We start from the raw sequence: 24,152 nt of genomic DNA, 5'->3' as shown, positions 1-24,152 counted from the left end.
CGGCTTTTTTGTCGACTTCCTTCCCGGACCGCCATGACCGACGCCGCCAAGCCACCGCCACCCAGCCTGTTCGACCATCCCGCGCCGAGCGAGGAATTCCAGGAGCACGGCCACACCCGCAACCTGGGCGGCTGGCCGCTGAAGGCGGTGACGTGGGCCGCCATCCTGTTTTCCGCCTACCAGCTGATGGTGGCCGGCTTCTCGCCCCTGTCCAGCCTGGTCACGCGGGCGGTGCACGTGGGCTTCCTGCTGCTGATCACCTTCCTGCTGTATCCGGTGGTGCAGCGCGCCAGGCCGGCGACGCGCATCCCCTGGTACGACTGGCTGCTGGCGGCGGCCGGCTTCGCGCTGGCGTTCTACCACTGGGTGTTCGAGGCCGACCTGATCCAGCGTTCGGGCGACCCGACGATGGTGGACCTGGCCGTCGGCGCCATCGTCATCGTGCTGGTGTTCGAGGCGGCGCGGCGCATCCTCGGGCTGGCGCTGCCCATCGTCTGCGGGCTGTTCCTGCTGTATGGCCTGTTCGGGCAGTACCTGCCCGGCGACCTGGCCCACCGCGGCTACACGCTGGCGCAGATCGTGGACCAGCTGGGCTTCGGCACCGAAGGCATCTACGGCATTCCGACGCTGGTCTCGGCCACCTACATCTTCCTGTTCATCCTGTTCGGCTCCTTCCTCGAGCACGCCGGGATGATCCGCCTGTTCAACAGCGTGGCGCTGGGCTTCGTCGGCCACGCGCAGGGCGGGCCGGCCAAGGTGGCCGTGATCTCGTCCGGCTTCATGGGCATGATCTCGGGCTCGGGCGTCGCCAACGTGCTGACCATCGGCCAGTTCACCATTCCGCTGATGAAGCGCTTCGGCTATTCGTCGGTGTTCGCCGGCGCGGTCGAAGCCACCTCCTCGATGGGCGGGCAGATCATGCCGCCGGTGATGGGGGCGGTGGCCTTCATCATGGCCGAGACGCTCAACGTGCCCTATGCGGACATCGTCAAGGCCGCCGTGATCCCGGCCTTCCTCTACTACTTCACCGCCTTCGCCATGGTGCACCTGGAGGCCGGCCGCCTGAAGCTGCTGGGCATCCCCAAGGACCAGTGCCCCAACCCCTGGCACGCGATCCGCGACAACTGGTACCTGATCCTGCCGCTGGCGGCGCTGGTGGTGATGCTGTTCGAGGGCTTCACGCCGATGTTCGCCGGCATGATGGGGCTGGCGCTGACGGCCATCCTGATCCTGGGCAGCGCCATCGCGGCGCGCATTTCGCAGACGGCGTTCCGGGTGGTGTTCTGGTTCGCGATGGGCCTGGCCGCCGCCTCCTTCGCCAAGTGGGGGATCCAGCCGGTGATGGCGGTGATCGCGGCGCTGGCGATCGGCAACCTGTTCGTGCATGGCGGCAGGAAGACGCTGCACACCATGAAGATGAGCCTGGTGGACGGCGCCAGGCAGGCGCTGCCGGTGGGCGTGGCCTGCGCCGTGGTCGGCGTCATCATCGGCGTCCTCACGCTGACCGGCGCGGCCTCCAGCTTCGCCGGCTACATCCTGACCATCGGCCAGAAGAGCCTGTTCGCCTCGCTGTTCCTGACCATGGTCGTCTGCCTGATCCTGGGCATGGGCATCCCCACCATCCCCAACTACATCATCACCAGTTCGATCGCCGCGCCGGCGCTGCTCAAGCTCGGCGTGCCGCTGATCGTCTCGCACATGTTCGTGTTCTATTTCGGCATCATGGCCGACCTGACGCCGCCGGTGGCGCTGGCCGCCTTCGCCGCCGCCTCGATCGCCCGCGCCTCGCCGATGCGGATCGGCTTCAAGGCGACGCAGATCGCGGTGGCCGGCTTCGTCGTGCCCTACATGGCGATCTACGATCCGGCGCTGATGCTGCAGGGGCAATGGACCGTGCTCGCAGTCGCCTATGTCGCCTTCAAGGCGGTGCTGGCCATCAGCCTGTGGGCCGTGATGACGATCGGCTACCTGTGGCAGCCGGTCAACTGGCTGGGGCGGCTGTTCGCGTTCGCCGCCGCCGCCTTGCTGGTGGCCGCCGTTCCCTTCACCGACGAAATCGGCTTTGCCATGGCGGCGGTGTTCGTGCTCTGGCAATGGTTCCGCAACCGGCTGCCGCCGCCGCTGGCGGCCTGAGATGAGCGGGCTGTGCCTGGCCGCGGGACTGCTGGCCGCGAGCCTGCCGCTGTCTTCTTTCACGCTGGCGTGGACCCATTCGATCGAGAAGATCCGCTGGGAAGAGGACTACCGCATCGTCGGCACGCGGCTGGTGCTCGAGGAAGCGCGCATCCTGGGCAGCGGCGCCGGCATGGAGCCGCCGCCCGACGCCCGGCTGGACCGCCGCGGCGTCTGGCACTACCGCCCGCCGCTGGCGCCGCTGCAACGGCTGCGCCTGAGCCACTCGCCCTACGCCGGCAACTACGAGATCTGCAGCGCCGGTTCCTGCCGGCCGCTGGGCGCGATCCTGGCGCCGCTGCCGGAGTTCGCCACGGTGGAAGTCGCGGCGTGCGGGCCTGCCGCGAATTGACCGGTTCCGTTCAGCTTTCGTTCATCGCAGCCCGCGCAAGATGGCTTCACCTTCAACAAGGAGCCATCCATGAACTCTCCGATCCGTGCCAGATTCATCGCCGCCGCCGCCCTTGCACTGGGCGGGCTGGGCGCGATGTCCGCCGCGCAGGCGCGCAGCGACGTGTCCTTCTTCGTCGGCGTGCAGTCGCCCGTGTACATGGAGCCGGCGCCGGTCTACGTGCAGCCGCAGCCGGTGTACGTGCAGCCGCAGCCGGTCTACGTGCAGCCGCAGCAAACCTATGTGCAGCCGCGCACCGTGTATGTCTCTCCCCCTGCCTATGTGCAGGACAGCCAGCCGGTGTACTACAACGGCTACGCATTCGAGCGCAACCGCCGCCATGAAGAATGGCGCCGCTGGCAGTGGCGCCATCGCTTCGACCGCGACCACCACCACGGCCGCGACTGGGACTGAACGCGCGCGGAGGCCGAAACTCAGCGCGCCAGCGCCGGCCGGGCCGGCAGGCGAGCAAGGCGGGCGGCCGGTGCCCTGGCCGCCTGCCTGGCCGGAAGCTGCGGCGCCTGGGCCACCGTGCCCAGCTTGAAGCGCGAGACGGTCTGCAGCAGCGCCGCGGCCTGGTCCTTCATGGACTCGGCGGCGGCGGTGGCTTCTTCCACCAGTGTGGCGTTCTGCTGCACCACGTGATCCATCTGGGTCACCGCGGTGTTGACCTGCGCGATGCCCGAGCTCTGCTCCTGGCTGGCCGCCGCGATCTCCGCGATCAGGTCGGTCACCTGCCTGACCGCACCCACGATTTCTTCCATCGTCAGGCCGGCGGCGTCCACCAGCCGGGTGCCGGCCTCCACCTTGTCGGCCGAATCGCTGATCAGGCCCTTGATCTCCTTGGCCGCTGCGGCGCTGCGCTGCGCCAGGCTGCGCACCTCGGCAGCCACCACGGCAAAGCCGCGTCCCTGCTCGCCGGCGCGGGCCGCCTCCACCGCGGCATTGAGCGCCAGGATGTTGGTCTGGAAGGCGATGCCGTCGATCACGCCGATGATGTCGGCGATCTTCCTGGACGACTCGGAAATCCCGGTCATGGTGGAGACCACCTGGCCCACCGCCTGGCCGCCCTTGCGCGCTACTTCCGACGCGCCGACGGCCAGCTGGCTGGCCTGGCGTGCGGTCTGCGCGTTCTGCGACACGGTCGCCGTCAGCTGCTCCAGCGAGCTGGCGGTTTCTTCCAGCATGCTGGCCTGTTCCTCGGTGCGCTGCGACAGGTCCGTGTTGCCCTGTGCGATCTGCGCGCTGGTGTCCGACACGGTGTGGGCCCCGGCGGACACTTCCGCCACCAGCGTGCGCAGGTTCTGCGTCATGCCCGCCAGCGCCGCCATCAGCTGGCCGGTCTCGTGGCGCCCGCTTCCTTCCACCTGCACCGTGAGGTCGCCGCCGGCGACGCGCTGCGCGATCGCGACGGCGTCGATGATCGGCCGCGTGATCGAGCGGGCGATCGCCACGCCGAAGTAGCCCATCGCCAGGAACAGCAGCCCCATCGCGGCCAGCGCCGCGAGCAGGGCCGCATTCTGGCTGGCGGCACGGGCGTCCAGCATCTTCTGCAGCTGCGCCATCGCCAGGTCGGCCAGGCCGAACTGCGCGTCGATGGCCCGGCCCATGGCCCGGTCGAAGTCGTCGGCCGAGGTGGTGCCGCCGGCGCGGACCGTCTCCGCCGACAGCAGGGCCAGCGCCCTGGCCGTCTCGTCCTGGCTGGCCTGGGCGGCGCTGCCCAGCGCTGCCTTGAGCGGCGCGCTGCTGGCCAGCGAGCTGGCCAGCGCCTCGGCCAGGTGCCGCTGCAGGCTGCGCGCCGACTGGCCCAGCGCCAGCACCGCGACCTGGTCGGCCGCTTCGGCCTGCTGCCCGCCGAAATAGGCGTCGCCGCGCAGGCGTGCCTGGGCGAACGCTTCGGTCAGCTGGGGCAGGTACACCAGCGATGCGCTGATCAGGTGGTGCGACTCGGCATCGGCGTCCAGCTTCAGGCTGTAGTAGTCGCTCAGCTGGTCCAGCAGGTTCAGTTCGCTCGCCAGCAGCGCGGCATGCCCGGCCTGTTGCTTGGCCGCGGCATCGGTGCCTGCGCCGGCGCCGGCCTTCAGCTCGGCCCACTGGGTGGCGGCCTGCACCCACTTGGCTTGCAGCCCCTGGTCCTGCACCCCGGCATGCACCAGCACGCTGAGCTGTTCGTAGTCCCGGTCGGCCTGCGCCTGCGTGGCCGCCTGCGCCTCCCGCTTCGACGTGCCGGCCAGGGCGGCGTGCTGCCCGGTGCCATGGATGACGCGCAGCAGCTGGCGGGCCGGTTCGATGCCGGCCTGCTCGTCCTGGATCACGGCCAGCAACCCGCTGGCCTGGCGCAGGTAGAACACGAAGGGCACCAGGAACAGCAGGGCGCCGACAAAGCCAAGAAGGGCGAACTTTTCGCCCAGGCCGAAATTGCGTAGGACAGACATGGTTTCCTTCGGTGAGGGCGGGGTCAGGCCGGTGCCGGCGCCGGGGCGCTGCGCTGGACCAGCTGCTGGACGGCGAGCAGGGCGGCGATGCCCAGGGCCAGGGTGATCACCAGCGCCGGCAGGTCGAGCGCGCTGATCACGCCGAAGCCGCGCGGCAGCTTGCTGCGGTAGGCGGTGGTGCAGATCAGGTCGGCGGCGGCCATGCCGGTGTAGTGCATCGCGCAGACGGCCACGCCCATCAGCAGCGCCGCGCCGCCGCGCGCCAGCCAGGTGTTGGTGTTGAAGGCCAGCCAGAGCGCGGCGATGGCCGCCACGATGGCGATCAGCACCGACAGGCCGACCAGACCGATCGACCAGTCGAAGCGGCCGCCGAAGCGCATGCCGTACATGCCAGGTAGTGCATCACGCAGACGCCCAGGCCCAGGATGGTGCCGGCCGTGACGACGCGCGTCAGCGTGGTGTTGCCGGCGACGAAATACAGGGCCAGCGACGTGGCGGCCACGGCGGCCAGCAGCGAGACCAGCGTTTCGGTCATCGAGTAGCCGATCGCCAGGTCGGCCCTGAGCGCCAGGATGCCGACGAAGTGCATCGACCAGACGCCGATGCCGCCCAGCGCCGCGCCGGCGGCCACCACGTTGGCGCCGTGGATCGAGCCGTCCGGGCGGACGATGCGGCGCGCCGCCGACAGCGCGATGAAGGATCCGATCACCGCGATGAGGAACGACAGGCCGACATAGGTCGTGTCAAGGCCGGCGGTGACGACTGAGTTCATTGGGCTGCTCCGAGGAGTTGTATTGCAAGTGGTTACCTGGGGTAACAATTGCTTACTCTAACGTGCTTCCTCCTCCGAATGGGGGTAGATCGGGCGCCGGCCGCCGTCATATCCCCAAACCGTGAACCTCTTCACAGCGCGACCTGGCGACCCGATGCCTGGGTAGAGGGCAGGCGCAGCAGCGCTTGCACTTTCTTCGTAGCGGGCCGCTGGCGACAACCCTGATTGACGCCTGACGGGTCGGTCCGTAGCCTCGTGCGCTTCCAACCAGGAGACTTCATGCGGCTGTTGCAGAAAATCGTGTCGGTCCTCGTGCTGCTGTGCGGCGCCGTCGCCGGCCCCGCGCTGGCGCAGGCGGACTACCCGAACCGGCCGATCCACTGGATCGTGGGCTACCCGCCCGGCGGCACCACCGACCTGCTGGCGCGCCTGATGGGGCAGTACCTGTCGACCCGGCTCGGCCAGCAGGTGGTGATCGACAACCGCGCCGGCGGCGGCAACAACATCGGCACCGAGATGGCGGTGCGCGCGCCGGCCGACGGCTACACCCTGTTCCTGGTCAATCCGGCCAACGCCATCAACGCCACGCTGTACCAGAAGCTGCCGTTCAACTTCCTGGAGGACCTGGTGCCGGTGGCCGGCATCGTGCGGGTGCCCAACGTGATGACGGTGACGAAGAACTTCCCGGCCCGCAACATCGCCGAGTTCATCGCCTACGGCAAGGCCAATCCGGGCAAGATCAACATGGCCTCGTCGGGCTCGGGCACCTCGGTGCACCTGTCGGGCGAGCTGTTCAAGTTCATGACCGGCGTCAACATGAAGCACATTCCCTACAAGGGGGCCGGGCCGGCCATCACCGACCTGCTGGGCGGCCAGGTGGACGTGCTGTTCGACAACATGCCGTCGATCATCGGCCACATCCGCGCCGGCACCGTGCGCGCGCTGGGCGTCACCAGCGCGCAGCGCTCGCCGGCGTTGCCGGACGTGCCGGCGGTGGGCGAGGTGGTGCCCGGCTACGAAGCCAGCGCCTGGTTCGGCGCCGCCGCACCCAAGGGCACGCCGCCGGCGGTCATCGCGCGCTTGAACCGCGAGTTCAACGCGGCGCTGGCCGACCCGGTGATGAGGGCCAAGCTCGCCGACCTGGGCGGCGTGCCGATCGCCGGCACGCCCGAGGAGTTCTGGGCCATCCACCGGATGGAGACCGAGAAGTGGGCCAAGATCGTCCAGTTCTCGGGCGCGAAGGCTGACTAGGGCGCGCCGGGAACGAGCCGCGCCGCGCGCCGGCCCGCGGCCCCGCGCCGGATCACCCGGCGCCAGCGTTCCACCGGCTGGTCGATCAGCAGGTAGAACAGCAGCGAGCAGGCCAGCACGCCGGCGAACATGGCGCCGAAGTAGCCGGCGCCCTGGCGCGCGCCCTGCATGTCGAAGCTGGCCAGCCCGTGGAACAGCCAGGCGCTGAGCACCACGCACACGGCCCAGTGCAGCAGGAACATCGGGTAGGCGATCTTGCCCAGCACCGCGGCGATGCGCGCCGGCCAGCCGGCGCGGGCGCCCGGATGCTGCACCAGGTACAGCAGGATCACCGCGAACGGCAGCACGCTGCCGGCCAGGTTGGCCTTGTCCAGGTCCGCCTGCTCGAGCGAGGGAACGAGGTACACGTGCGCCAGGTACGCGGCGCACGCCAGCAGGAACAGCGGCAGGCCGATGCGCACCGCGTCGCGGTAGAAATACGCGACCGAGCCGAGCGCGAAGACGAAGCCGTTGCCGACCGCGCTGCCGTAGAACGCGAAGGGCAGCACCCCGGCCGCGCACAGCAGGCCCAGCGGCAGGCTGAGCGCGCACAGCGCGATGCTGGCGCGCCTGGAGCGGGCCGTCACCAGCCCGATCACCAGGTAGAAGTACAGCTCGGTGCCCAGCGTCCAGGTGGCGGGCAGCACCCGCACGCCGCTGTCGATCAGCCCGAACATGTCGAACTGGTCGCGCCATTCGCCAGCCGTCTGCGGCCAGCGCATGTAGCTGTTGATGTGAGACGCCGCGTCGGGATAGACGGCGATGGCCAGCAGGCCGAGGCCGAGCGCCGCCAGGTATTGCGGATAGATCCGCAGCGAGCGGTTCAGCAGGAAGCTCCAGGTGCGCCCGGGCGGCCGGTACACCTCCTGCACGATCTGCGTGATCAGATAGCCGCTGGTGAAGAAGAAGCCCAGCACCGCCACCGGCCCCGCGCCCGGCGCCGCCGCATTCCACAAGTGGAAGAGGACGACGTTGAAGGCGAGGAAGAACCGCACCAGGTTCAGGCCGGCGTTCATCGCTGCGGGTCCCGGCGCCGGCCTTGCGCCGGCATGAACGGTGCGATCGCGCGCTGCCAGCGCCGGTAGCCCTCGCCGTTGAGGTGGATGCCGTCGATGGTGTATTCGGTCATGAGCTGGCCTTGCGGCGCCAGCAGCGGCCGCAGGTCGACGAAGCGCACGCGCGCCGAGGCCAATGTCGCCAGCCTGGCATCGAGCGCCGCGATCCTGCCGTTGAGGGCGGCGCAGGACTTCCACTGCCCCTTGGCCTCGTTGCAGGGCAGGGTGGACTGCACCACCACCTGCACGCCGGCCTGCTGCAGCCGCGCGACCAGGTTCCGGTAGTCGGCGAACACCGCATCTACCTCGCGCTTGCCGTCGGCGAAGTCGTTGATGCCCAGCATGATGAAGGCCAGCCGCGGGCGCAGCGCCAGGATGGTGTCCAGCCGCGCCAGCACGCCGTCGACCGTGTCGCCGTCGATGCCGCGGTTGGCGATGCTGCGCCCGGGAAACAGCTCCGCCCATTCGGCGCCGTCGGTGAGCGAGTCGCCCACCATGACGACCTCCGCATGGCGCTGCAGCGTCGCGAACAGGGAAGTGCGCTCGCGCCAGTAGGAGGAGCGCTGCGGCGCCGCTGGCGCATCCGCCGCGGCCACGCCCGTTGCGACGGCAGCCAGCAGCAGCAGCGCCGGCAGCGCGCGGGCGGATCTAGACAGGACCATGCCCCATTGTTGCGGAAGCCGCGCTGGAGGGTCCGCGACGCCCCAGGCGCCGCGCCTCACAGCAGGTTGTGGATCAGGTAGTACACGCTGGCGCGGGACCGCTCGAACCAGTTGCGCGTCTGCCATTGCTCCAGCGTGATCTCGGTGGCGCGGGCGACGTAGCGCTCGAACACGTCGTTGATCTGCCGGGTGATGCCGCGGTCGCAGATGCCCAGCGTGATCTCGTCGTTGGTGTCGAAGGAGCGGTCGTCGAAGTTGGTCGAGCCGACCGCGCACCACACGTCGTCCACGGTCATCGCCTTCTGGTGCAGCAGCGTGTGCGGGTACTCGAACAGCCGCACGCCGCTCTTGAGCAGCTGCTCGAAGTTGCGGTGCCCGGCGTGCTGCACCATCGGGTTGTCGGAGCCGCTGGTGGAGGGCATCAGCACGCGCACGTCGACGCCGCGCTTGACGGCCTCGCCCAGCGCCTTCACGGCTTCCACCTTCGGGATGAAATAGGGGTTCTGGATCCACAGCTTCTCGCGCGCCAGGCAGATGACGGTGTGGTGCAGGATCTTGACCGCCGGCGCCGAGTTCTCCGGCTTGGCGTAGGCGGCGTGCACGGTGATGTCGCCGGCCGGCTCCAGCGCCGGGAACTCGTTGTCGCCGGCAAACAGCTCGCCGGTCTCGCCGGCCCAGTTCTCGCTGAAGGCCGCCTGGATGCTGTGCACGATGGGGCCGTGCAGGCGCACGCTGACGTCGGCGAAGTGCTTGCCGTCCTCGGCGTCGCCCAGCCACTCGTCGACCACGCAGTGGCCGCCGACGAAGGCCTCGCGGCCGTCGACCACCACCAGCTTGCGGTGGTCGCGGTCGTTGAGCACGCCCACGGTGTAGATCGAGCGCTTGTGGAAGAACTCCACCCGGCAGCCGGCCTCGCGCATCTGGCGCACGGCTTCCTTGCCGGCCTTCTGCGAGCCCTGCGCGTCCAGCATCACCCGCACCTTGATGCCGGCGCGGGCGCGCTCGGCCAGCGTGTCGGCCATGCGCTGGCCGAGCTTGCCTTCCTTCCACAGGAAGGTCTCGAAGTTGACGCTCTGCCTGGCGGCCTGGATGCTGGCCACCAGCACGTCCCAGAAGGCGCCGTTGATCAGCACTTCCACCGAATTGCCGTGGGTGGGGGTGCTCAGGGTCAGCCCGGCCAGCGTGGGCACCAGGTCCTTGATCGAGGCCTTGCAGTCCACCTTCAGCCTGGGGCTGCGGTGCCGGCGGATCGACCAGATCACCAGCACCAGCAGGGCGACGATGCCCAGGAAGACCAGCAGGATGAGGGAGGGTGTGTCCTGGAGCGATTCGATCATGGCCTGCCTGTGCTTTCCCCGGTGATGCGGCGGCCGGTGATTTCCGACAGCAGCCGTTCCAGCTCCTCGACCCCGTAGGGCTTGGCCAGCCGCCAGCAGCGCAGGCCGGCCGGCACCTCGGCGTGCGCGCCGTAGCCGGAGACGAAGACGATCTTCAGCGCCGGGTCGGCGGCCGCCGCCTCCAGTGCCAGTTCGGTGCCGGAGCGTCCCGGCAGCCGGATGTCCGTCAGCAGCACGTCGATGCCGCCGGCGCGCAGCAGCGGCAGCGCCTCTTCGGCGCTGGCGCAGCCGCGCACGTCGTAACCCAGCATGCCGATCATGTCCTGCGTCGCTTCGCGGGCGTCGGGGTCGTCTTCCACCAGCAGCAGGCGGGGCGGCCCGGCCCGGGACGGCGCCGCGGCAGGGGCGAGCATCTGCCGCACCTTGCGCGCCAGGTCTTCCTGCCGGTAGGGTTTGCTGAGCAGCTCCACGCCGGGGTCGAGCCGCCCGCCGTGGACGATCGCGTTGTGGGTGTAGCCCGAGGTGAACAGGACGGCGAGCCGTGGCAGCAGCAGCTTGGCGCGGGCCGCCAGTTCGGGGCTGCGCAGCGGGCCGGGCATCACGACGTCGGTGAACAGCAGGTCCACGTGGACGCCGCTTTCGATCAGCGCCAGTGCGGCCTGGGCGTCGTTGGCGCGCAGCACCTTGTAGCCCAGCGCTGCCAGCATCTGGACCACGGCCGCCTGCACCGCCACGTCGTCTTCCACCACCAGGATGGTCTCGCTGCCGCCGCTGACGGCGCCGGTGGCCGCCGGCGGCAGCACCGCCTCCGCGTCGTCGCTGCGCGGCAGGTACAGCTTGATGCTGGTGCCGCTCCCGGGTTCGCTGTAGATGCGGATGTGGCCTGCGCTCTGCTTGGCGAAGCCGTACGCCATGCTCAGGCCCAGCCCGGTGCCGACGCCCTCCGGCTTGGTGGTGAAGAAGGGGTCGAAGGCCTGGGCCAGAACATCGGCCGTCATGCCGGTGCCGGTGTCGCTGACGGCCAGCATCACGTACGGGCCGGGCAGGACGTCGCCGGCTGCGCGCGCGTAGTGTTCGTCGAGCGTCGCATTGGCGGTCTCGATGGTCAGCCGCCCGCCCTGCGGCATCGCGTCGCGGGCGTTGATCGCCAGGTTGAGGATCACGTTCTCCAGCTGGCCCGGGTCGGCCAGCGTGTTCCACAGGTCGTCGTCCAGCACCGCGCGGATCTCGATGGCCTCGCCCAGCGCGCGGCGCAGCATGTCGCCCATCTCGCGCACGCGGCGGTTGATGTTCATCGGCAGCGAGCGCAGCGGCTGGCGCCTTGCGAACGCCAGCAGCTGGCCGGACAGCCGGGCGCCGCGCTCCACCGCGCCGGCGGCGGCGCGCAGCAGCCGCTCCGCCTGCGGGTCCGGGCCCAGCCCGGCCTGCAGCAGGTGCAGGTTGCTGCCGATGATCTGCAGCACGTTGTTGAAGTCGTGGGCCACGCCGCCGGTGAGCTTGCCCATGGCATCGAGTTTCTGCGCCTGCAGCAGGGCCCGCTGGCTGTCCTCGAGCTCGCGGGTGCGCTCGGCCACCAGCTGGGTCAGGCTCTGGTTGCGCTGCTTGAGTTCGTCCTGCGCGCGCCGCTGCTGCGTGACGTCGCGCGCGATCAGCGAGATGCCGCCGTCGCCGTCGCCGGCCACCGGCGCCATCAGCAGTTCCAGGATCGACGGCCGGCCGTGCAGCACGTGCTCCTGGTCGACCGTGACGGTGCTGGCGCCGCCCTCGATGCTGTCCACCGCGGCGTCCAGCGCCGGCGACCAGAACGGCAGCGCGCTGGCCGCCTGTCCGAGCAGCGTCGCCGCGCGGGCCTGCAGCAGTGTCTCCGCCCCGGAGCTCATGAACAGCAGCCGGCGCCGGCTGTCCAGCCCCAGCACCGCGGCCTGGGCCAGCCGCAGGAAGTTCGACAGGTGGTGGTCCGACGCGACCAGTCGCTGGTATTCGCGGGCATTGACCGTGCGCGTCAGGCTGACCTGCGCGTTGGCCGCAGCCAGCGTGGTGCGCAGCTGCAGCCGCTGGCGGTTGCCGGCCAGGGCCTGGCGGGTCGCCCGCGCCAGCCGTCCTGCTTCCAGTTCGGTCAGCGCCCAGTGCCGCCCGAGCATCGGCGCCGGGCCCAGCGCGTGCCGGAGCGCCTCGATGGCATGGGGGTGGCTGGCCAGCAGCAGGTGGGCCTGTGGCCAGTGCGCGCGCAGGCGGCGCGCCAGCCGCAGTGGATCGGCCACGGAGGGCAGCAGCACCACGACCGCCGGGGCGTCTTGCGGCTGCGTTGCGCCGCCCAGCCCTGCGGCCGCCGCGGCTTCGCCGATGCGCGACGCCTGGGGCGCCATCTCGCGCAGGAATTCCTGCGCGACGCGCGTTTCATCCGCGTCGGCTGTCGTCTCCGCGCCCACCAGCAGGATCGTGTCGGGCCTCATCCGCTACAGCAACGGCACGCCGAGCAGGGACCGGCCGGTCCACAGCTTGAGCAGGTCGGTGGTGGGGGACATGACGTGGCTGGCGCGGGCATCGCGCAGCATCTGGGCGACGCGGCTGTTCTCGCGGTAGGCCATGCCGCCGCACAGGGTCATCGCCTCGTTGGCCAGCAGCACCGCGGTGTCGGCGGCATCGGCCTTGCATGCCAGCAGGTAGGGCAGAGCGTCCGGATGGCCGGCGTCGCCGCGCGCCGCCGCCTCGCGCAGCAGGCCGCGCGATTTCTCCAGCGCCACCCACATGGCGGCGAAGCGCACCTGCAGCGACTCGATGTCCGCCAGCGATTCGCCCGAGTGGGCGTAGCGGCGCATGCGCAGGTGCGCCTCGGTCGCTTCCAGCGCCGACTGCGCCACGCCCAGGTAGGTGCCGGCCATCGCCATCAGGAAGAACGGCGCGATCACTTCGAACACGTACCAGACCTGGTCGCCCTGTTCGCCCAGCAGGTTGCGGCGCGGCACCCGCGTGCCCTCCAGCCGCAGGCCGCGCGACGAGTTGCCGCGCATGCCGAAGCCGGCCCACGGCTCCTGCCACTGCAGGCCGGGAGCGTCGGCGTCCAGCACCAGGCAGCTGAAGTCGCCGCCCGGCGCCGCCGCGCCGTCCTGCTGCGCCGCGGTGGAGATCACGTACGAGTCGGCGTGCGAGCCGTTGGTGACGAACTGCTTGGTGCCGTCGACGATGAAGTCGTCGCCGTCGGCCGCCAGCCGCGTCGCCGGCAGGAAGAAATGGGCGCCGCTGCCGCTTTCGGACAGCGCCAGCGTGGTGATGTGGCGGCCCTGGGCGATGGCGCGCAGGTAGTGCTGCTGCTGGTAGCCGGTGGCCTTGGCCGCGATCACGGCGGTGCCGACGCAATGCATGCCGAAGCACAGCGCCGACGACGGGCAGGCGCGGCCGATGGTTTCGGTGATGGCTGCCAGCGTCTGCAGGCCCTGGCCATGGCCGCCGAGCGCGGTGGGCACGTGCAGCCCCATCAGCCCGGCCTGCGCGAGCGCGGCCATCGAATGCGCGGGCCACATGCACTGCGCGTCCACCTGCGCCGCCATCGGCTCGATGGAGGTCTGCGTCACCTGGCGGGCCAGGGCCTGGAGCGAATCGACGGTGGGAGAAAAATGGTGGTCCATGCGGGTCGTCTGAAAGGTCGGAGGCGACCGGCAACGGGGGAGGGAGTACTGCCTGAAATTATTGCAGTCCTTCGTGTAGGAGGGAGCCGCCAGTTGCCGTGGGCGCGGCGCCGGGGCCGCGGCAAATTGCCCGGAATGGCCCGCCATGCGCCAGCGGGTGCAGGGGCGCGGCGGCGGTACCATGGCGCATGGCCCAGACCACCATCACCACCGACGCCTACAAGCTGTTCCCGTCGCCGCGCAACGTGCACCGGGTGGTGTTCGAACATGAAGTGTTCGTGCCGCAGCCCTATGCGCTGATCGACCTGCCCAGCTTCCACCTGAAGGGCCGTTCCAGCCTGTTCGCCGCCCACCGGCTGGCGGACGGCAAGAACGGCCAGCTGGTCACCTTCGAGCTGGAAGCGGACGCGCAGAAGTTCGCCCGCCTGTTCGTGCCCGATTGACCGACGACGACAACCCCGAGGAAACGCCCATGACCATCACTCTGCACGGCTCGCCGATCTCCAACTACTACAACAAGGTGAAGCTGGCGCTGCTGGAAAAGGGCGTGCCGTTCGAGGAGGCGCACGCCGGAACGCCCGGCGCCGGCAGCGCCGATCCGGCGGTGCTGGCGGCTTCGCCGCTGGCCAAGATCCCGTTCCTGAGCACCGAGCAGGGGCCGCTGTGCGAGAGCCAGCCGATCCTGGACTACATCGAGGCGCGCTGGCCGCAGCCGCCCTTGCTGCCGGCCGACGCCTATGCGGCGGCCAAGGTGCGCGAGCTGGCCACCTTCATCGACTGGCACCTCGAGATGACGGCGCGCCAGCTTTACGGCAGCGCGTTCTTCGGCGCCCCGCCGCTGAAGGACGAGCGCAAGGCGTCGATCCGCAAGCAGCTGGCGGCCGCCATCGATGCGTTCAGGCGGCTGGCGAAGTTCGCGCCCTTCGTCGCCGGCGACACCTTCACCCAGGCCGATTGCGCCGCCTTCGCCAGCCTGCCGCTGGTGGGCATGGCCACCAGGGCGGCCTACGGCGAAGACCTGCTGCTGGCCGCCGGCGTCGACTACAAGGCGTACGTCAAGATGATCGGCGAACGGCCGTCGGCGCAGAAGGTGGTCGCGGACCGGAAGGCGGCGCAGCAGCGGCTGTAGCGCCAGCGGCGCAAGCTGGTCCTGTCGCTCGCCGGATCCGCGCGGCGCGGCAGGCGGTGCCCGGCGCGGGTCACGCTGCGGCGGCCGGCGCGGCGCGCCACGCCAGGCCTCATTCGAACTTGACGTTGTTCTCTTTCACCACCTGGTTGAAGCCGTCGTACTGCTTGCGGAAGAACGCGGCGAACTGGGGGGAGCTCATGCCGTAGCCGTCGAAGCCCTGCTGCGCGAGCTGCAACTTGACCTCCGGCGTTTCCAGCGCGGCCTGCAGCGCGGTGCTGAGGCGATCGCGCACCGCCGGCGGCAGGCCGGAGGGCCCGAAGAAGCCGGCCCAGGGCAGGATGGTGAGGTTGCCCAGCCCGAGCTCCTTGCCGGTCGGCACGTTCGGCAGCAGCTGGCTGCGCTCGGACTGCAGCACCATCAGCGCCTTGGCCCGGCCGTCCTTGACGAAGGCCGGCGCGGTGGTGCCGGTGGTGAAGATCATGTGGATGCGGCCGCCCACCAGGTCCGTCAGGGCCGGCACGTCGCCCTTGTAGCGCGCATTGACCACCTTGCGCTTGCCCACCAGCTGGATCATCGCCAGTTCGGCGGCGCTGTTGCTCGACGCCGAGTTGTACTTGCCCGGGTTGGCGTCCAGCAGCTCCAGCAGTTCCTTCACGCTGTTGACCGGCAGCGTCGCCGGCACCAGCAGGAACACCGAGAAGTTGCCGGCCGAACTCAGGGGCGTGAAATCGCGGAACGGGTCGAACGGCGGATTCGGCCGCAGCGACGGCACGGCGACCATCGTGGTGTTGGTCCCCATCAGCAGGGTGTGGCCGTCGGCCGGCGCGTGCAGCACCTCGTTGGCCGCGATGATGCCGTCGGCCCCCGGCCGGTTGTCCACGATCACCTGCTGCCCCAGCTGCTTGGCCAGCGCGGTCGCCATGACGCGGGTCAGCACGTCGGCCGCGCCGCCCGCGGGAAAGCCCACCACCAGCCGCAGCGGCTTGCTCGGGAAGGGGGCGGGCGCGGGCTGCGCCAGGGCGGCCGTGGCCAGGGTAGCGGCGCTCAGCGCCAGGATCTGTCGTCTTTGCATCGTTTGGTCTCCGTTGTCTCGTGCGGCCATTGTCCCCCGGTCGGGCAGCCTACAGGGCAGGCGTGCCGATGCGCTAGATTGCTGCCATGACACCAAACCGCTGCGCAAGTCCCGCCGCCTGGCGCTACGGCCGCCCGGCCATCGTCCTGCACTGGCTGCTGGCCGCCCTGATCGTCCTCATGGTCGCCCTGGGCTGGTCCATGATGACCATCGAGCACGGGCCGCAGGGTCCCTGGTACTTCGACCTGCACCGCTCGATCGGGCTGGTGGTGTTCGCGCTGGTGCTGCTGCGCATCGTGTGGCGCCTGTTCCACCGGCCGGCGCCGCTGCCGGCCGGCCTGCCGCGCTGGCAGGTGGCGCTGTCTTCCGTCACGCAGGGCCTGCTCTACGCCTGCATGGTGGTCATGCCGGTCACGGGCTATCTCGGCTCGGCGTACAGCAAGGCCGGCGTGCGCTTCTTCGGCCTGCCGCTGCCGGCATGGGCCACGCCGGCGCGCGCCACCGCACACCAGCTGTTCGAGATCCACTCCATCACCGTGTGGGTGCTGGTGGGCCTGGTGGCGCTGCACGCCGCCGGCGGCCTCAAGCACCTGCTGGTGGACCGCGACGGCGTGTTCCAGCGGATGTGGGCCTGAATTCCTTCGACTGAGGGTGGAAATTCCGCCCGCCGCGCTCTAGAGTTGCTGGCATCCCATGCGACCTGAAGGAGCTTTCGATGGCGCGCATCATCCCGCCGGCGGGGCCGGCCCGCCGCTATTGTTCGCAGCCGATCCAGCGGCCGCGCGAGTTCGATCCAGCCGTCTCGGCCAACCGCGCGTCGGCCATCATCACCTTCGGCAAGAAGTGGGTGAACGGCACGGACCTGACGTATTACTGCTTCAAGCCCGGCGACAGCGGGCCGGCCTCCTGGCAGGGCGAGGATGGCGACCTCGAGGCGGTGCGCACCGCCTTCCAGAAGTGGTTCTCGCTGGGCATCGGCATCTCGTTTCGCGAGGTGGCGCGGCCGGCTGACGCCACCGTGCGCATCGGTTTCGATCCCGGCGACGGCTCCTGGTCGCTGGTCGGCCGCGACGTGCTGCAGGCCAGGGACCCGGGCGAGCGGACGATGAACTTCGGCTGGCCGCTGACCACGCCGTACGGCAGGGACACGGCGCTGCACGAGATCGGCCACACGCTGGGCCTGGAGCACGAGCACCAGAATCCGTTCGCCGGCATCGTCTGGGACGAAGAGGCGGTCAGGAGCTATTTCCGCGGCCCGCCCAACAACTGGGGCGACGCGCAGATCGCGCACAACATCCTGGACAAGATCCCGGTCAAGTCGGTCAAGGGCAGCGAATGGGACCCGGACTCGGTGATGGAATACGAATTCGAGCCCGGCCTGGTCAAGGAGCCGGCCGAGTATTACCAGGCCGGCATCAAGCCGGCCGGCGGCCTGTCGGCGCTGGACCAGGCCTGGATGCGCGATTCCTATCCGCGCACGCCGGCGCAGCTCCCGCTGCTGGAAGTGGCCACCTCGCAGAAGCTGGCGCTGGGCAAGGGCGAGACGCGGGTGTTCGCCTTCAACCCGGACCGCACCCGCACCTACCAGATCGGCACCTTCGGCACCTCGGACACGGTGCTGGTCCTGTTCGAGGTGACGCCGGCCGGCAACGTGCAGATCGCCGGCGACGACGACGGCGGCGAAGACCGCAATGCGCTGATCTCGATGCGGCTGCAGGCCGGGCGCAACTACCAGGTCGGCATCCGGCTGTACCACGCGGACCTGCCGGACGAAACCTCGGTGATGGTCTGGTGAGTCGTCATCCCGGGCGCGGCCCGGGATTCACGCGCTGCCGCGCCGCCGGATGCGTCCCCGGCAAGCGGTCGCGCCCGAACAGCTTGCCCCGCAGCGTGCCCGCCGCATAGGCCGTCTTGTAGGCGCCGCGCTCCTGCAGCCGCGGCACCACCAGCGCGATGAAGTCGTCGAAGCATTCCGGCACCACGGTGCGCGCCAGGTTGAAGCCGTCGACGCCGGCCTGCTCGCTCCAGTCGACCAGCTTGTCCGCGATGGCGTCGGCGGAACCGACCCACGGCGGCTGCCGGCTGCCCAGCACCATCTGCTCCAGCAGCTTGCGCCGGGTCCACTGCGGGCCGGCGGCGCGCGTCATCGCCTCCACGTTGGAGACGATCGCCTGGCTCTTGCCGGTGTCGACCGGCTCGTCGATGTCGTACCTGGAGAAGTCGATGCCCAGCGACGCGGCCGCGTGCACCAGCGCCGCCTCGGAGCTGGCGTAGCGCTGGTACTCGGCGAACTTCTCCTGCGCCTGCGCGTCGCTGCGGCCGGTGACGATGGTGGCGCCCAGGAACACCTGGACGTCGTCCGCCGCGCGCCCTTGCTCCATTGCCTGGCTGCGGATGCCGTGCACGATCTTCTGCACCGCCGGCTGGCTCTGGCCATTGAGGAACACGCACTCCGCATGGGTGGCGGCGAAGCGCGAGCCGCGGGCCGAGGAGCCGGCCTGGTACAGCACCGGCGTGCGCTGCGGCGAGGGCTCGCTCAGGTGCATCGCATCCACCCGGTACTGCTTGCCGTGGTGATGGACGACATGGACCCTGGCGGGATCGGCATAGACGCCGCGGTCGCGATCGCGCAGCACGGCGCCGTCTTCCCAGCTGCCTTCCCACAACTGGTAGACCAGCGCCATGTATTCGTCCGCCAGGTCGTAGCGGTCGTCGTGCGCCGGCTGGCCGGTCAGGCCGACTGCGCGCGCGGCGCTGTCCAGATAGCCGGTGACGATGTTCCAGCCGATCCGCCCGCCGGTGAGGTGGTCCAGCGTCGACATGCGGCGGGCGAAGGCGTACGGCGGCTCGTAGGTCAGATTGGCGGTGACGCCGAAGCCCAGGTGGGTGGTGGCCGCCGCCATCGCCGGGATCAGCAGCATCGGGTCGTTCACCGGCACCTGCACCGCACCACGAACCGCTGCATCGGGGCTGCCGCCCAGCACGTCGTACACGCCCAGCACGTCGGCGAAGAAGATGCCGTCGAACAGCCCGGCTTCCAGCCTCCTGGCGTAGTCGGTCCAGTAGTGGATGTCGCGGTAGCGCGCCGACTGGTCGCGCGGATGGGTCCACAGCCCCTGCTGGATGTGGCCCACGCAGTTCATGTCGAAGGCGTTGATGCGGATTTCGCGTGGCATGGTGTCTCCCCCTGCAGGGCATCTTAGGCCGCTCGGTAGAATCGAAAACAAGAAATCCATTTCATGACCGCCAGCACCCACACCCGTTTGCCCGGCACGCCGGATCCGATGCACTTCTGGACCGGCCATGGCGGCATCCGGCTGGCCGGCGATTCGTGGGGCGACCCGCGGGGGCCGCTGGTGATCCTGCAGCACGGCGGCGGCCAGACCCGCCACGCCTGGAAGGGCGCCGGCGAGACGCTGGGTGCGGCCGGCTACCACGCGGTGGCCTTCGATGCGCGCGGCCACGGCGACAGCGACTGGGCACCCGACGGCCTGTACGGCCAGGACGTGATGGTGCGCGACCTCGAGTGCATGGTGGCGGCGCTGGGCCACCAGCGGCCGGTGCTGGTCGGCGCCTCCATGGGCGGGGGCACCAGCCTGGTGGCGGTCGGCGAGCAGCATGTGGACGCCACCGCGCTGGTGCTGGTGGACATCGCGCCGAAGATCGAGGCCGAGGGCGTGGCCAACATCCAGGCCTTCATGACGCTCAAGCCGGATGGATTCGATTCGCTGGAAGACGTGGCGGCCGCGATCCAGACCTACCAGCCGCACCGCAAGCGCAAGAACAACCTGGACGGCCTGGCCAAGAACGTGCGCCTGGGCGACGACGGCAAGTACCACTGGCACTGGGACCCGCGCTTTCGCACCGGCACCCGCAACCTGGGCCAGCGCACGGCGCGGCTGGAGGCCTGCGCGCGCAACCTGCACCTGCCCACGCTGCTGGTGCGCGGCGGCCTGTCTGACCTGCTGAGCGAGGAGGGCGCGCAAGACTTCCTGCGGCTGTGCCCGACGGCGGAATACGTCAGCGTCACCGGCGCCGGCCACATGGTGGCGGGCGACCGCAACGACATCTTCGCCACCGCGGTGATCGAGTTCCTGGGACGCGCGGTGCCGGTCGGCGGCCAGCCGGTGCAGCCGCCGCAACCCGTCACGCCGGTGGGCGAGGGCAGCGGCGAGGACATCGTCGACGTGCCTTGAGCGCGCCCGCCGTGACGGCCGAGGCGGTTCCGCGCCGCATCCTGCCGGTGATCGTGCTGGCGCAATTCGCCGGCACCTCGCTGTGGTTCGCGGTCAATGCGGTGATGCCCGACCTGCAGCAGGCCTGGGGCCTGCCGGCCACCGCCGTCGGCACGCTGACCTCCGCGGTGCAGCTGGGCTTCGTCGCCGGCACGCTGGTGTTCGCGCTGCTGCTGGTGGCGGACCGCTTCGCGCCGGCCAGGGTGTTCCTGGTGTGTTCGCTGCTGGGCGCGCTGGCCAATGCGGCGATCCTGCTGGCCGACGGCAGCGTCGGCGTGCTGCTGGCGCTGCGCTTCGTGGTCGGCTTCCTGCTGGCCGGCATCTATCCGGTCGGGATGAAGATCGCGGCGCTGTGGTACCGCGGGCGGCTCGGCGCGGTGCTGGGGGTGCTGATCGGCGCGCTGGTGCTGGGCACGGCGCTGCCCCATGGCCTGCGCGCGCTGGCCGCGAGCGGGGCGATCGGGCAGCTGCCGTGGCAGGCCGTGGTGCTGGCGGTGTCGGCGCTGGCCGCGCTCGGCGGCATCGCCACCTGGCTGCTGGTGCCGCCGCGCGACCCCGTCGCCGGGGCCGCCCGCATCACGCCGCGCGCGCTGGTCCTGATCTGGTCGGACCGCAAGCTGCGCGCCTCGGTGTTCGGCTACTTCGGCCACATGTGGGAGCTGTATGCCTTCATCGTGCTGGTGCCGCTGATCGTGGCCAGCCGGCTGGCCGGCAGCGCCGCAGTCAGCGCCGCGGCGTTCTGGGCGATCGCTGCCGGCTTCGCCGGTTGCATCGGCGGCGGCCTGGCGGCGCGGCGCTTCGGCAGCGCGCGGGTGGCGCAGCTGCAGCTCGCCACCAGCTGCGCCTGCTGTCTGGTATCGCCGCTGATGTTGTCGGCGCCGCTGCCGCTGTTCTTCGGCTGGCTGCTGTTGTGGGGCGCGACGGTGGCCGGCGATTCGCCGCAGTTCTCCACGCTCACCGCGCAGAACGCGCCGCACCAGGTGGTGGGCAGCGTGCTCACCTTCAGCAACTGCATCGGTTTCGCGATCTCGGTGGTGAGCATCCAGCTGTTCGTCGCCGCGGCGCAGGCCTGGCCGCTGGCGGCGGTGCTGCCCTGGCTGGCCGCCGGGCCGCTACTGGGGCTGTGGATGATGCGGCCGCTGCTGCGGGCCTGAGGCCCGGATCCCGGGCCGGGCCCGGGGTGGCTTCACTTGGCGAACAGCGAGTCCAGGTTGGCGAAGGCCTTGATCTCGATGGCGTTGCCCGACGGATCGAGGAAGAACATCGTGGCCTGCTCGCCCGGCTCGCCCTTGAAGCGGATGTAGGGCTCGATCACGAACCGCGTGCCGGCGGCCTGCAGCCGGTCGGCCAGCTGCTGCCATTGCGCCAGGTTGAGCACCGCGCCGAAATGCCGCACCGGCACGTCGTGGTCGTCCACCTTGCTGGAGCCGGCGCGGCGGCTGCATTCGTCGGGCGCCAGGTGCGCCACGATCTGGTGGCCGTAGAAGTTGAAGTCCACCCATTCGCTGGAGCTGCGGCCCTCGGGGCAGCCGAGCAGCTCGCCGTAGAAGGCGCGGGCGGCGGCGATGTCGTGCACGGGAAAGGCGAGATGGAAGGGCGGCATCGCGGCGGTGGAGGGCAGCATGGAAGGAATGGGGGTTGCGTGTTGAAGGAAGGAAGCAGGGTATTTTGCCGTCAGAAGCGCAGGGCGATGCCAAGCTGTTTCATTGGGCGATCCGTTTCTCGATGCGCGGGTCCGGCACCAGCCAGACCAGCGCCACTGCCACGAAGAAGGCCAGCCCGGCCCAGGGCGCGACCAGCCAGGCCGCCAGCAGGCCCAGCAGGTACATCAGGAGCGAGGCCTTGCCCTTGACGTCGCCGCTGACGGCGCGGGCCAGCGGCGAATCGTGGCCCTGGTGGCGGATCAGGCAGGCCTGCAGCACCGTGTAGGCGACGGCGCAAAGCAGCAGGTTGGCGCCGTACAGGATGGTCGGGCCCTGCCCGAAGTGGTTCTCGCCCATCCAGCCGGTGGTGAAGGGCACCAGCGACAGCCAGAACAGCAGGTGCAGGTTGGCCCACAGCACCTTGCCGTTGATGGTGTGGGTCAGCTGCAGCATGTGATGGTGGTTGTTCCAGTAGATGCCGATGTAGACGAAGCTCAGGACGTAGCTGAGGAACACCGGCCACAGCGGCTCCAGCGCGGCCAGCCCCAGGCCGTGCGGCACCTTCAGCTCCAGCACCATGATCGTGATCAGCACGGCGATCACGCCGTCGCTGAAGGCTTCCAGCCGGTGTTTTTCCATGGCCGCATTCTGACCGGTCATGCCGGCCCGGGGGCTGGATGCCAGTCGTCAATAATCCACCATGACCGCCGCCGTCTCGCATTCGCTCTGGAGTCCCCTGCGGATTCCCGCGTTCCGCGGCCTGTGGTGCAGCAGCGCGATCTACTTCATCGGCAACGCGATGCAGGCGATGGCGGCCTCCTGGCTGATGGTGGAGCTGACCGGCTCGTCGTTCCTGGCGGCGCTGGTGCAGACGGCGGTGTTCCTGCCGATGTTCCTGCTGTCGCTGCCCTCGGGCGTGCTGGCCGACACCACCGACCGGCGCCGGCTGATCCTGTCGGCGCTGTGCGTGCAGGCCGCCACCGTCATCATCCTGGCGGTGCTGCTGCTGGCCGGCCTGGCCGGCCCCGGCATGCTGCTGTTCTTCACCTTCGTGGCGGGCTGCTGCACCGCGCTGTTTTCGCCGGCCTGGAATTCGACGGTGGCCGACACGGTGCCGCGCGAGGACATGCCGCAGGCCATCACGGCGATGTCGATCGCCTGGAACACGGCGCGCGCACTCGGTCCGGCGCTGGCCGGCGTGGTGTTTGCCGCCTGGGGCGCCGGCTGGGTGTTCGCGCTGGCGGTGGCCAGCTCGCTGGTGATGATGCAGGCGATCCGGGTCTGGCCGCCGCGCCCGCATCCGCAATCGCGGCTGCCGGCCGAGCGGCTGTGGGGCGGCACGCTCAGCGGGCTGCGCTTCGCCCGCCACAACAAGATCGTGCTGGCGCAGTTGCTGCGCACCATGGCCTACAGCGGATCCGGATCGGCCCTGTGGGCGCTGCTGCCGGTGATCGGCCTGCGCCAGCTCGGACTGGGCGCGGCCGGTTTCGGCCTGCTGATGGCGTGCCTGGGGACCGGCGCCGTCGCCGCCGGCCTGGTGCTGGGCCGGGTGCGGGCCAGGATGGGGCTGGAGGCGCTGGTCAGCACCAGCTGCGTCGTGTTCGCCCTGGTGATGGCGGTGGCGGCGCTGGTGCGCATCCCGATCCTCGTCTACGCCGCGCTGGTGATCGGCGGCGCCGCCTGGATGGCGGTGATGTCCACCTTCAACACCGCCACCCAGACCAGCGCGCCGCCGTGGGTGCGCTCGCGCGCCGCGGCGCTGCACACGCTCAGCGCGCTCGGCTCGTTCGCGATCGGCTCGGCGTTCTGGGGCGCGGTCTCGGGCATCGCCGGCCTGCCGGTGACGCTGTGCATCGCCGCCGTCAGCATGGCCGGCGGCGTGCTGCTGGCGCGGCCGTTCCCGCTGCGCATGGGCGACAAGCAGGAGGTGACGCCCGGCACGCCGTGGGAGGAGCTGTTCATCCTGGCCGAGCCCGACCCCGAAGCCGGCCCGGTGGCGGTGGAGATCGCCTACCGCATCCGGGAGGGCGACGCCACCGCCTTCCTCGACGCCGTGACACAGCTGCGGGCGCCGCGCCGGCGCGACGGCGCCACCTTCTGGCGGATCTACCGCGACCTGGCGGATTCCTCGCGCTTCGTTGAGCGCTTCATCGTCACCTCGTGGGCCGACTACCTGCACCAGCGCGCCCGCGCCACCGTGGCCGACCAGGCGCTGGAGCTGCGGGTGCGTGAATTCCTGGCGCCCGGCGAAACGGTGACGATGCAACATTACATCGCGGAACGCTGAGTGGGCCCCGTCCTACGCCGGCTCCTGCCCCTTGGCCCTAGGCTCG

23 protein-coding genes are annotated in these 24,152 nt (G+C 70.3%); 11 read left to right on the top strand and 12 right to left on the bottom strand.

Features of this window, described 5'->3' with window-relative positions; all coding sequences use genetic code 11:
- Window positions 1–33: 33 nt before the first annotated feature.
- From ACFPOE_RS08835 to ACFPOE_RS08825, 3 genes are all read left to right on the top strand, one after another.
- On the top strand, window positions 34–2,133 hold the full coding sequence (locus ACFPOE_RS08835; protein ID WP_376849718.1) for a TRAP transporter permease: 2,100 nt from the start codon (window positions 34–36) through the stop codon (window positions 2,131–2,133).
- Window position 2,134: 1 nt separating this feature from the next.
- Window positions 2,135–2,524 (top strand): DUF1850 domain-containing protein, encoded by a 390-nt coding sequence (locus ACFPOE_RS08830; RefSeq protein ID WP_376849717.1) that lies wholly within the window; start codon window positions 2,135–2,137, stop codon window positions 2,522–2,524.
- Window positions 2,525–2,593: 69 nt separating this feature from the next.
- Window positions 2,594–2,977 (top strand): hypothetical protein, encoded by a 384-nt coding sequence (locus ACFPOE_RS08825; protein WP_376849716.1) that lies wholly within the window; start codon window positions 2,594–2,596, stop codon window positions 2,975–2,977.
- Window positions 2,978–2,997: 20 nt separating this feature from the next.
- Here the strand turns inward: ACFPOE_RS08825 and ACFPOE_RS08820 are convergent, their stop codons facing one another.
- From ACFPOE_RS08820 to ACFPOE_RS08810, 3 genes are read right to left on the bottom strand one after another with little or no spacing between them, the layout of a single operon-like run.
- The gene (locus tag ACFPOE_RS08820; RefSeq protein ID WP_376849715.1) at window positions 2,998–4,998 is read right to left on the bottom strand and encodes a methyl-accepting chemotaxis protein; all 2,001 of its coding nucleotides are present in this window, start codon (window positions 4,996–4,998) and stop codon (window positions 2,998–3,000) included.
- A gap of 23 nt (window positions 4,999–5,021) precedes the next feature.
- Window positions 5,022–5,387 (bottom strand): MHYT domain-containing protein, encoded by a 366-nt coding sequence (locus tag ACFPOE_RS08815; RefSeq protein WP_376849714.1) that lies wholly within the window; start codon window positions 5,385–5,387, stop codon window positions 5,022–5,024.
- On the bottom strand, window positions 5,321–5,770 hold the full coding sequence (locus ACFPOE_RS08810) for an MHYT domain-containing protein (protein ID WP_376849713.1): 450 nt from the start codon (window positions 5,768–5,770) through the stop codon (window positions 5,321–5,323). Before ACFPOE_RS08810 ends, ACFPOE_RS08815 begins: the two co-directional genes overlap by 67 nt.
- A gap of 279 nt (window positions 5,771–6,049) precedes the next feature.
- Between ACFPOE_RS08810 and ACFPOE_RS08805 the strand changes: the two genes are divergently transcribed.
- Window positions 6,050–7,021: a Bug family tripartite tricarboxylate transporter substrate binding protein gene (locus ACFPOE_RS08805; protein ID WP_376849712.1), complete on the top strand. Its 972-nt coding sequence runs from the start codon at window positions 6,050–6,052 to the stop codon at window positions 7,019–7,021.
- Here the strand turns inward: ACFPOE_RS08805 and ACFPOE_RS08800 are convergent.
- From ACFPOE_RS08800 to ACFPOE_RS08780, 5 genes are read right to left on the bottom strand one after another with little or no spacing between them, the layout of a single operon-like run.
- A complete protein-coding gene (locus ACFPOE_RS08800; protein WP_376849711.1) occupies window positions 7,018–8,076 on the bottom strand; it encodes an acyltransferase family protein in 1,059 nt (352 codons plus the stop codon). The two genes, ACFPOE_RS08805 and ACFPOE_RS08800, sit on opposite strands and share 4 nt — an antisense overlap.
- Window positions 8,073–8,777 (bottom strand): GDSL-type esterase/lipase family protein, encoded by a 705-nt coding sequence (locus tag ACFPOE_RS08795; RefSeq protein WP_376849710.1) that lies wholly within the window; start codon window positions 8,775–8,777, stop codon window positions 8,073–8,075. Before ACFPOE_RS08795 ends, ACFPOE_RS08800 begins: the two co-directional genes overlap by 4 nt.
- A 56-nt stretch (window positions 8,778–8,833) precedes the next feature.
- Entirely contained in the window at window positions 8,834–10,114 is a 1,281-nt protein-coding gene (locus ACFPOE_RS08790; protein WP_376849709.1) for a phospholipase D-like domain-containing protein, read from the bottom strand.
- Window positions 10,111–12,567, bottom strand: a complete 2,457-nt coding sequence (locus ACFPOE_RS08785; RefSeq protein ID WP_376849708.1) for a response regulator — start codon at window positions 12,565–12,567, stop codon at window positions 10,111–10,113. The genes ACFPOE_RS08790 and ACFPOE_RS08785 overlap by 4 nt, the downstream gene beginning before the upstream one ends.
- A gap of 3 nt (window positions 12,568–12,570) precedes the next feature.
- The gene (locus ACFPOE_RS08780; RefSeq protein WP_376849707.1) at window positions 12,571–13,740 is read right to left on the bottom strand and encodes an acyl-CoA dehydrogenase family protein; all 1,170 of its coding nucleotides are present in this window, start codon (window positions 13,738–13,740) and stop codon (window positions 12,571–12,573) included.
- A 188-nt stretch (window positions 13,741–13,928) separates the two neighbouring features.
- Between ACFPOE_RS08780 and ACFPOE_RS08775 the strand changes: the two genes are divergently transcribed.
- Both ACFPOE_RS08775 and ACFPOE_RS08770 read left to right on the top strand, forming a co-directional pair.
- Window positions 13,929–14,183 carry a hypothetical protein gene (locus ACFPOE_RS08775; protein ID WP_376849706.1) on the top strand — a complete coding sequence of 85 codons (255 nt, stop codon included), beginning with the start codon at window positions 13,929–13,931 and terminating at the stop codon, window positions 14,181–14,183.
- A 29-nt stretch (window positions 14,184–14,212) separates the two neighbouring features.
- Complete coding sequence (locus ACFPOE_RS08770) at window positions 14,213–14,869, top strand: glutathione S-transferase family protein (protein WP_376849705.1); 657 nt, start codon at window positions 14,213–14,215, stop codon at window positions 14,867–14,869.
- 109 nt (window positions 14,870–14,978) lie between these two features.
- Here ACFPOE_RS08770 and ACFPOE_RS08765 read toward each other — a convergent pair whose 3' ends face one another.
- Entirely contained in the window at window positions 14,979–15,941 is a 963-nt protein-coding gene (locus tag ACFPOE_RS08765) for a Bug family tripartite tricarboxylate transporter substrate binding protein (protein ID WP_376849704.1), read from the bottom strand.
- An 86-nt stretch (window positions 15,942–16,027) separates the two neighbouring features.
- On the opposite strand from ACFPOE_RS08765, the gene ACFPOE_RS08760 reads away from it, so the two are divergent.
- On the top strand, window positions 16,028–16,576 hold the full coding sequence (locus ACFPOE_RS08760) for a cytochrome b (protein ID WP_376849703.1): 549 nt from the start codon (window positions 16,028–16,030) through the stop codon (window positions 16,574–16,576).
- A gap of 80 nt (window positions 16,577–16,656) precedes the next feature.
- Entirely contained in the window at window positions 16,657–17,736 is a 1,080-nt protein-coding gene (locus tag ACFPOE_RS08755) for a zinc metalloprotease (RefSeq protein WP_376849702.1), read from the top strand.
- Between the two features lie 4 nt (window positions 17,737–17,740).
- Here the strand turns inward: ACFPOE_RS08755 and ACFPOE_RS08750 are convergent, their stop codons facing one another.
- Window positions 17,741–19,117 (bottom strand): LLM class flavin-dependent oxidoreductase, encoded by a 1,377-nt coding sequence (locus ACFPOE_RS08750; protein ID WP_376849701.1) that lies wholly within the window; start codon window positions 19,115–19,117, stop codon window positions 17,741–17,743.
- 63 nt (window positions 19,118–19,180) lie between these two features.
- On the opposite strand from ACFPOE_RS08750, the gene ACFPOE_RS08745 reads away from it, so the two are divergent.
- Together ACFPOE_RS08745 and ACFPOE_RS08740 are read left to right on the top strand one after the other, a co-directional pair.
- A complete protein-coding gene (locus ACFPOE_RS08745) occupies window positions 19,181–20,137 on the top strand; it encodes an alpha/beta fold hydrolase (protein WP_376849700.1) in 957 nt (318 codons plus the stop codon).
- Entirely contained in the window at window positions 20,134–21,330 is a 1,197-nt protein-coding gene (locus ACFPOE_RS08740; protein WP_376849699.1) for an MFS transporter, read from the top strand. Before ACFPOE_RS08745 ends, ACFPOE_RS08740 begins: the two co-directional genes overlap by 4 nt.
- A gap of 32 nt (window positions 21,331–21,362) precedes the next feature.
- Here the strand turns inward: ACFPOE_RS08740 and ACFPOE_RS08735 are convergent, their stop codons facing one another.
- The gene (locus tag ACFPOE_RS08735; RefSeq protein WP_376849698.1) at window positions 21,363–21,800 is read right to left on the bottom strand and encodes a VOC family protein; all 438 of its coding nucleotides are present in this window, start codon (window positions 21,798–21,800) and stop codon (window positions 21,363–21,365) included.
- A gap of 79 nt (window positions 21,801–21,879) precedes the next feature.
- Entirely contained in the window at window positions 21,880–22,458 is a 579-nt protein-coding gene (locus ACFPOE_RS08730; RefSeq protein WP_376849697.1) for a TMEM175 family protein, read from the bottom strand.
- A gap of 61 nt (window positions 22,459–22,519) precedes the next feature.
- On the opposite strand from ACFPOE_RS08730, the gene ACFPOE_RS08725 reads away from it, so the two are divergent.
- Complete coding sequence (locus tag ACFPOE_RS08725; protein WP_376849696.1) at window positions 22,520–24,106, top strand: MFS transporter; 1,587 nt, start codon at window positions 22,520–22,522, stop codon at window positions 24,104–24,106.
- Window positions 24,107–24,152: the final 46 nt, after the last annotated feature.

This window comes from Caenimonas terrae, assembly GCF_042655405.1.
In the GTDB taxonomy this organism is placed as follows: domain Bacteria; phylum Pseudomonadota; class Gammaproteobacteria; order Burkholderiales; family Burkholderiaceae_C; genus Ramlibacter; species Ramlibacter terrae_A.
The sequence above is the reverse complement of the archived record's forward strand: the minus strand, read 5'-3'. Positions and strand labels throughout refer to the sequence as shown.

Coding starts and splice junctions, on each gene's coding strand:
- ACFPOE_RS08745 (WP_376849700.1), top strand. CDS start 19,181: ATGACCGCCAGCACCCACACCCGTTTGCCCGGCACGCCGGATCCGATG.
- ACFPOE_RS08755 (WP_376849702.1), top strand. CDS start 16,657: ATGGCGCGCATCATCCCGCCGGCGGGGCCGGCCCGCCGCTATTGTTCG.
- ACFPOE_RS08805 (WP_376849712.1), top strand. CDS start 6,050: ATGCGGCTGTTGCAGAAAATCGTGTCGGTCCTCGTGCTGCTGTGCGGC.
- ACFPOE_RS08730 (WP_376849697.1), bottom strand. CDS start 22,458: ATGGAAAAACACCGGCTGGAAGCCTTCAGCGACGGCGTGATCGCCGTG.
- ACFPOE_RS08775 (WP_376849706.1), top strand. CDS start 13,929: ATGGCCCAGACCACCATCACCACCGACGCCTACAAGCTGTTCCCGTCG.
- ACFPOE_RS08815 (WP_376849714.1), bottom strand. CDS start 5,387: ATGTACGGCATGCGCTTCGGCGGCCGCTTCGACTGGTCGATCGGTCTG.
- ACFPOE_RS08765 (WP_376849704.1), bottom strand. CDS start 15,941: ATGCAAAGACGACAGATCCTGGCGCTGAGCGCCGCTACCCTGGCCACG.
- ACFPOE_RS08780 (WP_376849707.1), bottom strand. CDS start 13,740: ATGGACCACCATTTTTCTCCCACCGTCGATTCGCTCCAGGCCCTGGCC.
- ACFPOE_RS08735 (WP_376849698.1), bottom strand. CDS start 21,800: ATGCTGCCCTCCACCGCCGCGATGCCGCCCTTCCATCTCGCCTTTCCC.
- ACFPOE_RS08795 (WP_376849710.1), bottom strand. CDS start 8,777: ATGGTCCTGTCTAGATCCGCCCGCGCGCTGCCGGCGCTGCTGCTGCTG.
- ACFPOE_RS08760 (WP_376849703.1), top strand. CDS start 16,028: ATGACACCAAACCGCTGCGCAAGTCCCGCCGCCTGGCGCTACGGCCGC.
- ACFPOE_RS08790 (WP_376849709.1), bottom strand. CDS start 10,114: ATGATCGAATCGCTCCAGGACACACCCTCCCTCATCCTGCTGGTCTTC.
- ACFPOE_RS08810 (WP_376849713.1), bottom strand. CDS start 5,770: ATGAACTCAGTCGTCACCGCCGGCCTTGACACGACCTATGTCGGCCTG.
- ACFPOE_RS08825 (WP_376849716.1), top strand. CDS start 2,594: ATGAACTCTCCGATCCGTGCCAGATTCATCGCCGCCGCCGCCCTTGCA.
- ACFPOE_RS08785 (WP_376849708.1), bottom strand. CDS start 12,567: ATGAGGCCCGACACGATCCTGCTGGTGGGCGCGGAGACGACAGCCGAC.
- ACFPOE_RS08725 (WP_376849696.1), top strand. CDS start 22,520: ATGACCGCCGCCGTCTCGCATTCGCTCTGGAGTCCCCTGCGGATTCCC.
- ACFPOE_RS08750 (WP_376849701.1), bottom strand. CDS start 19,117: ATGCCACGCGAAATCCGCATCAACGCCTTCGACATGAACTGCGTGGGC.
- ACFPOE_RS08820 (WP_376849715.1), bottom strand. CDS start 4,998: ATGTCTGTCCTACGCAATTTCGGCCTGGGCGAAAAGTTCGCCCTTCTT.
- ACFPOE_RS08800 (WP_376849711.1), bottom strand. CDS start 8,076: ATGAACGCCGGCCTGAACCTGGTGCGGTTCTTCCTCGCCTTCAACGTC.
- ACFPOE_RS08830 (WP_376849717.1), top strand. CDS start 2,135: ATGAGCGGGCTGTGCCTGGCCGCGGGACTGCTGGCCGCGAGCCTGCCG.
- ACFPOE_RS08770 (WP_376849705.1), top strand. CDS start 14,213: ATGACCATCACTCTGCACGGCTCGCCGATCTCCAACTACTACAACAAG.
- ACFPOE_RS08835 (WP_376849718.1), top strand. CDS start 34: ATGACCGACGCCGCCAAGCCACCGCCACCCAGCCTGTTCGACCATCCC.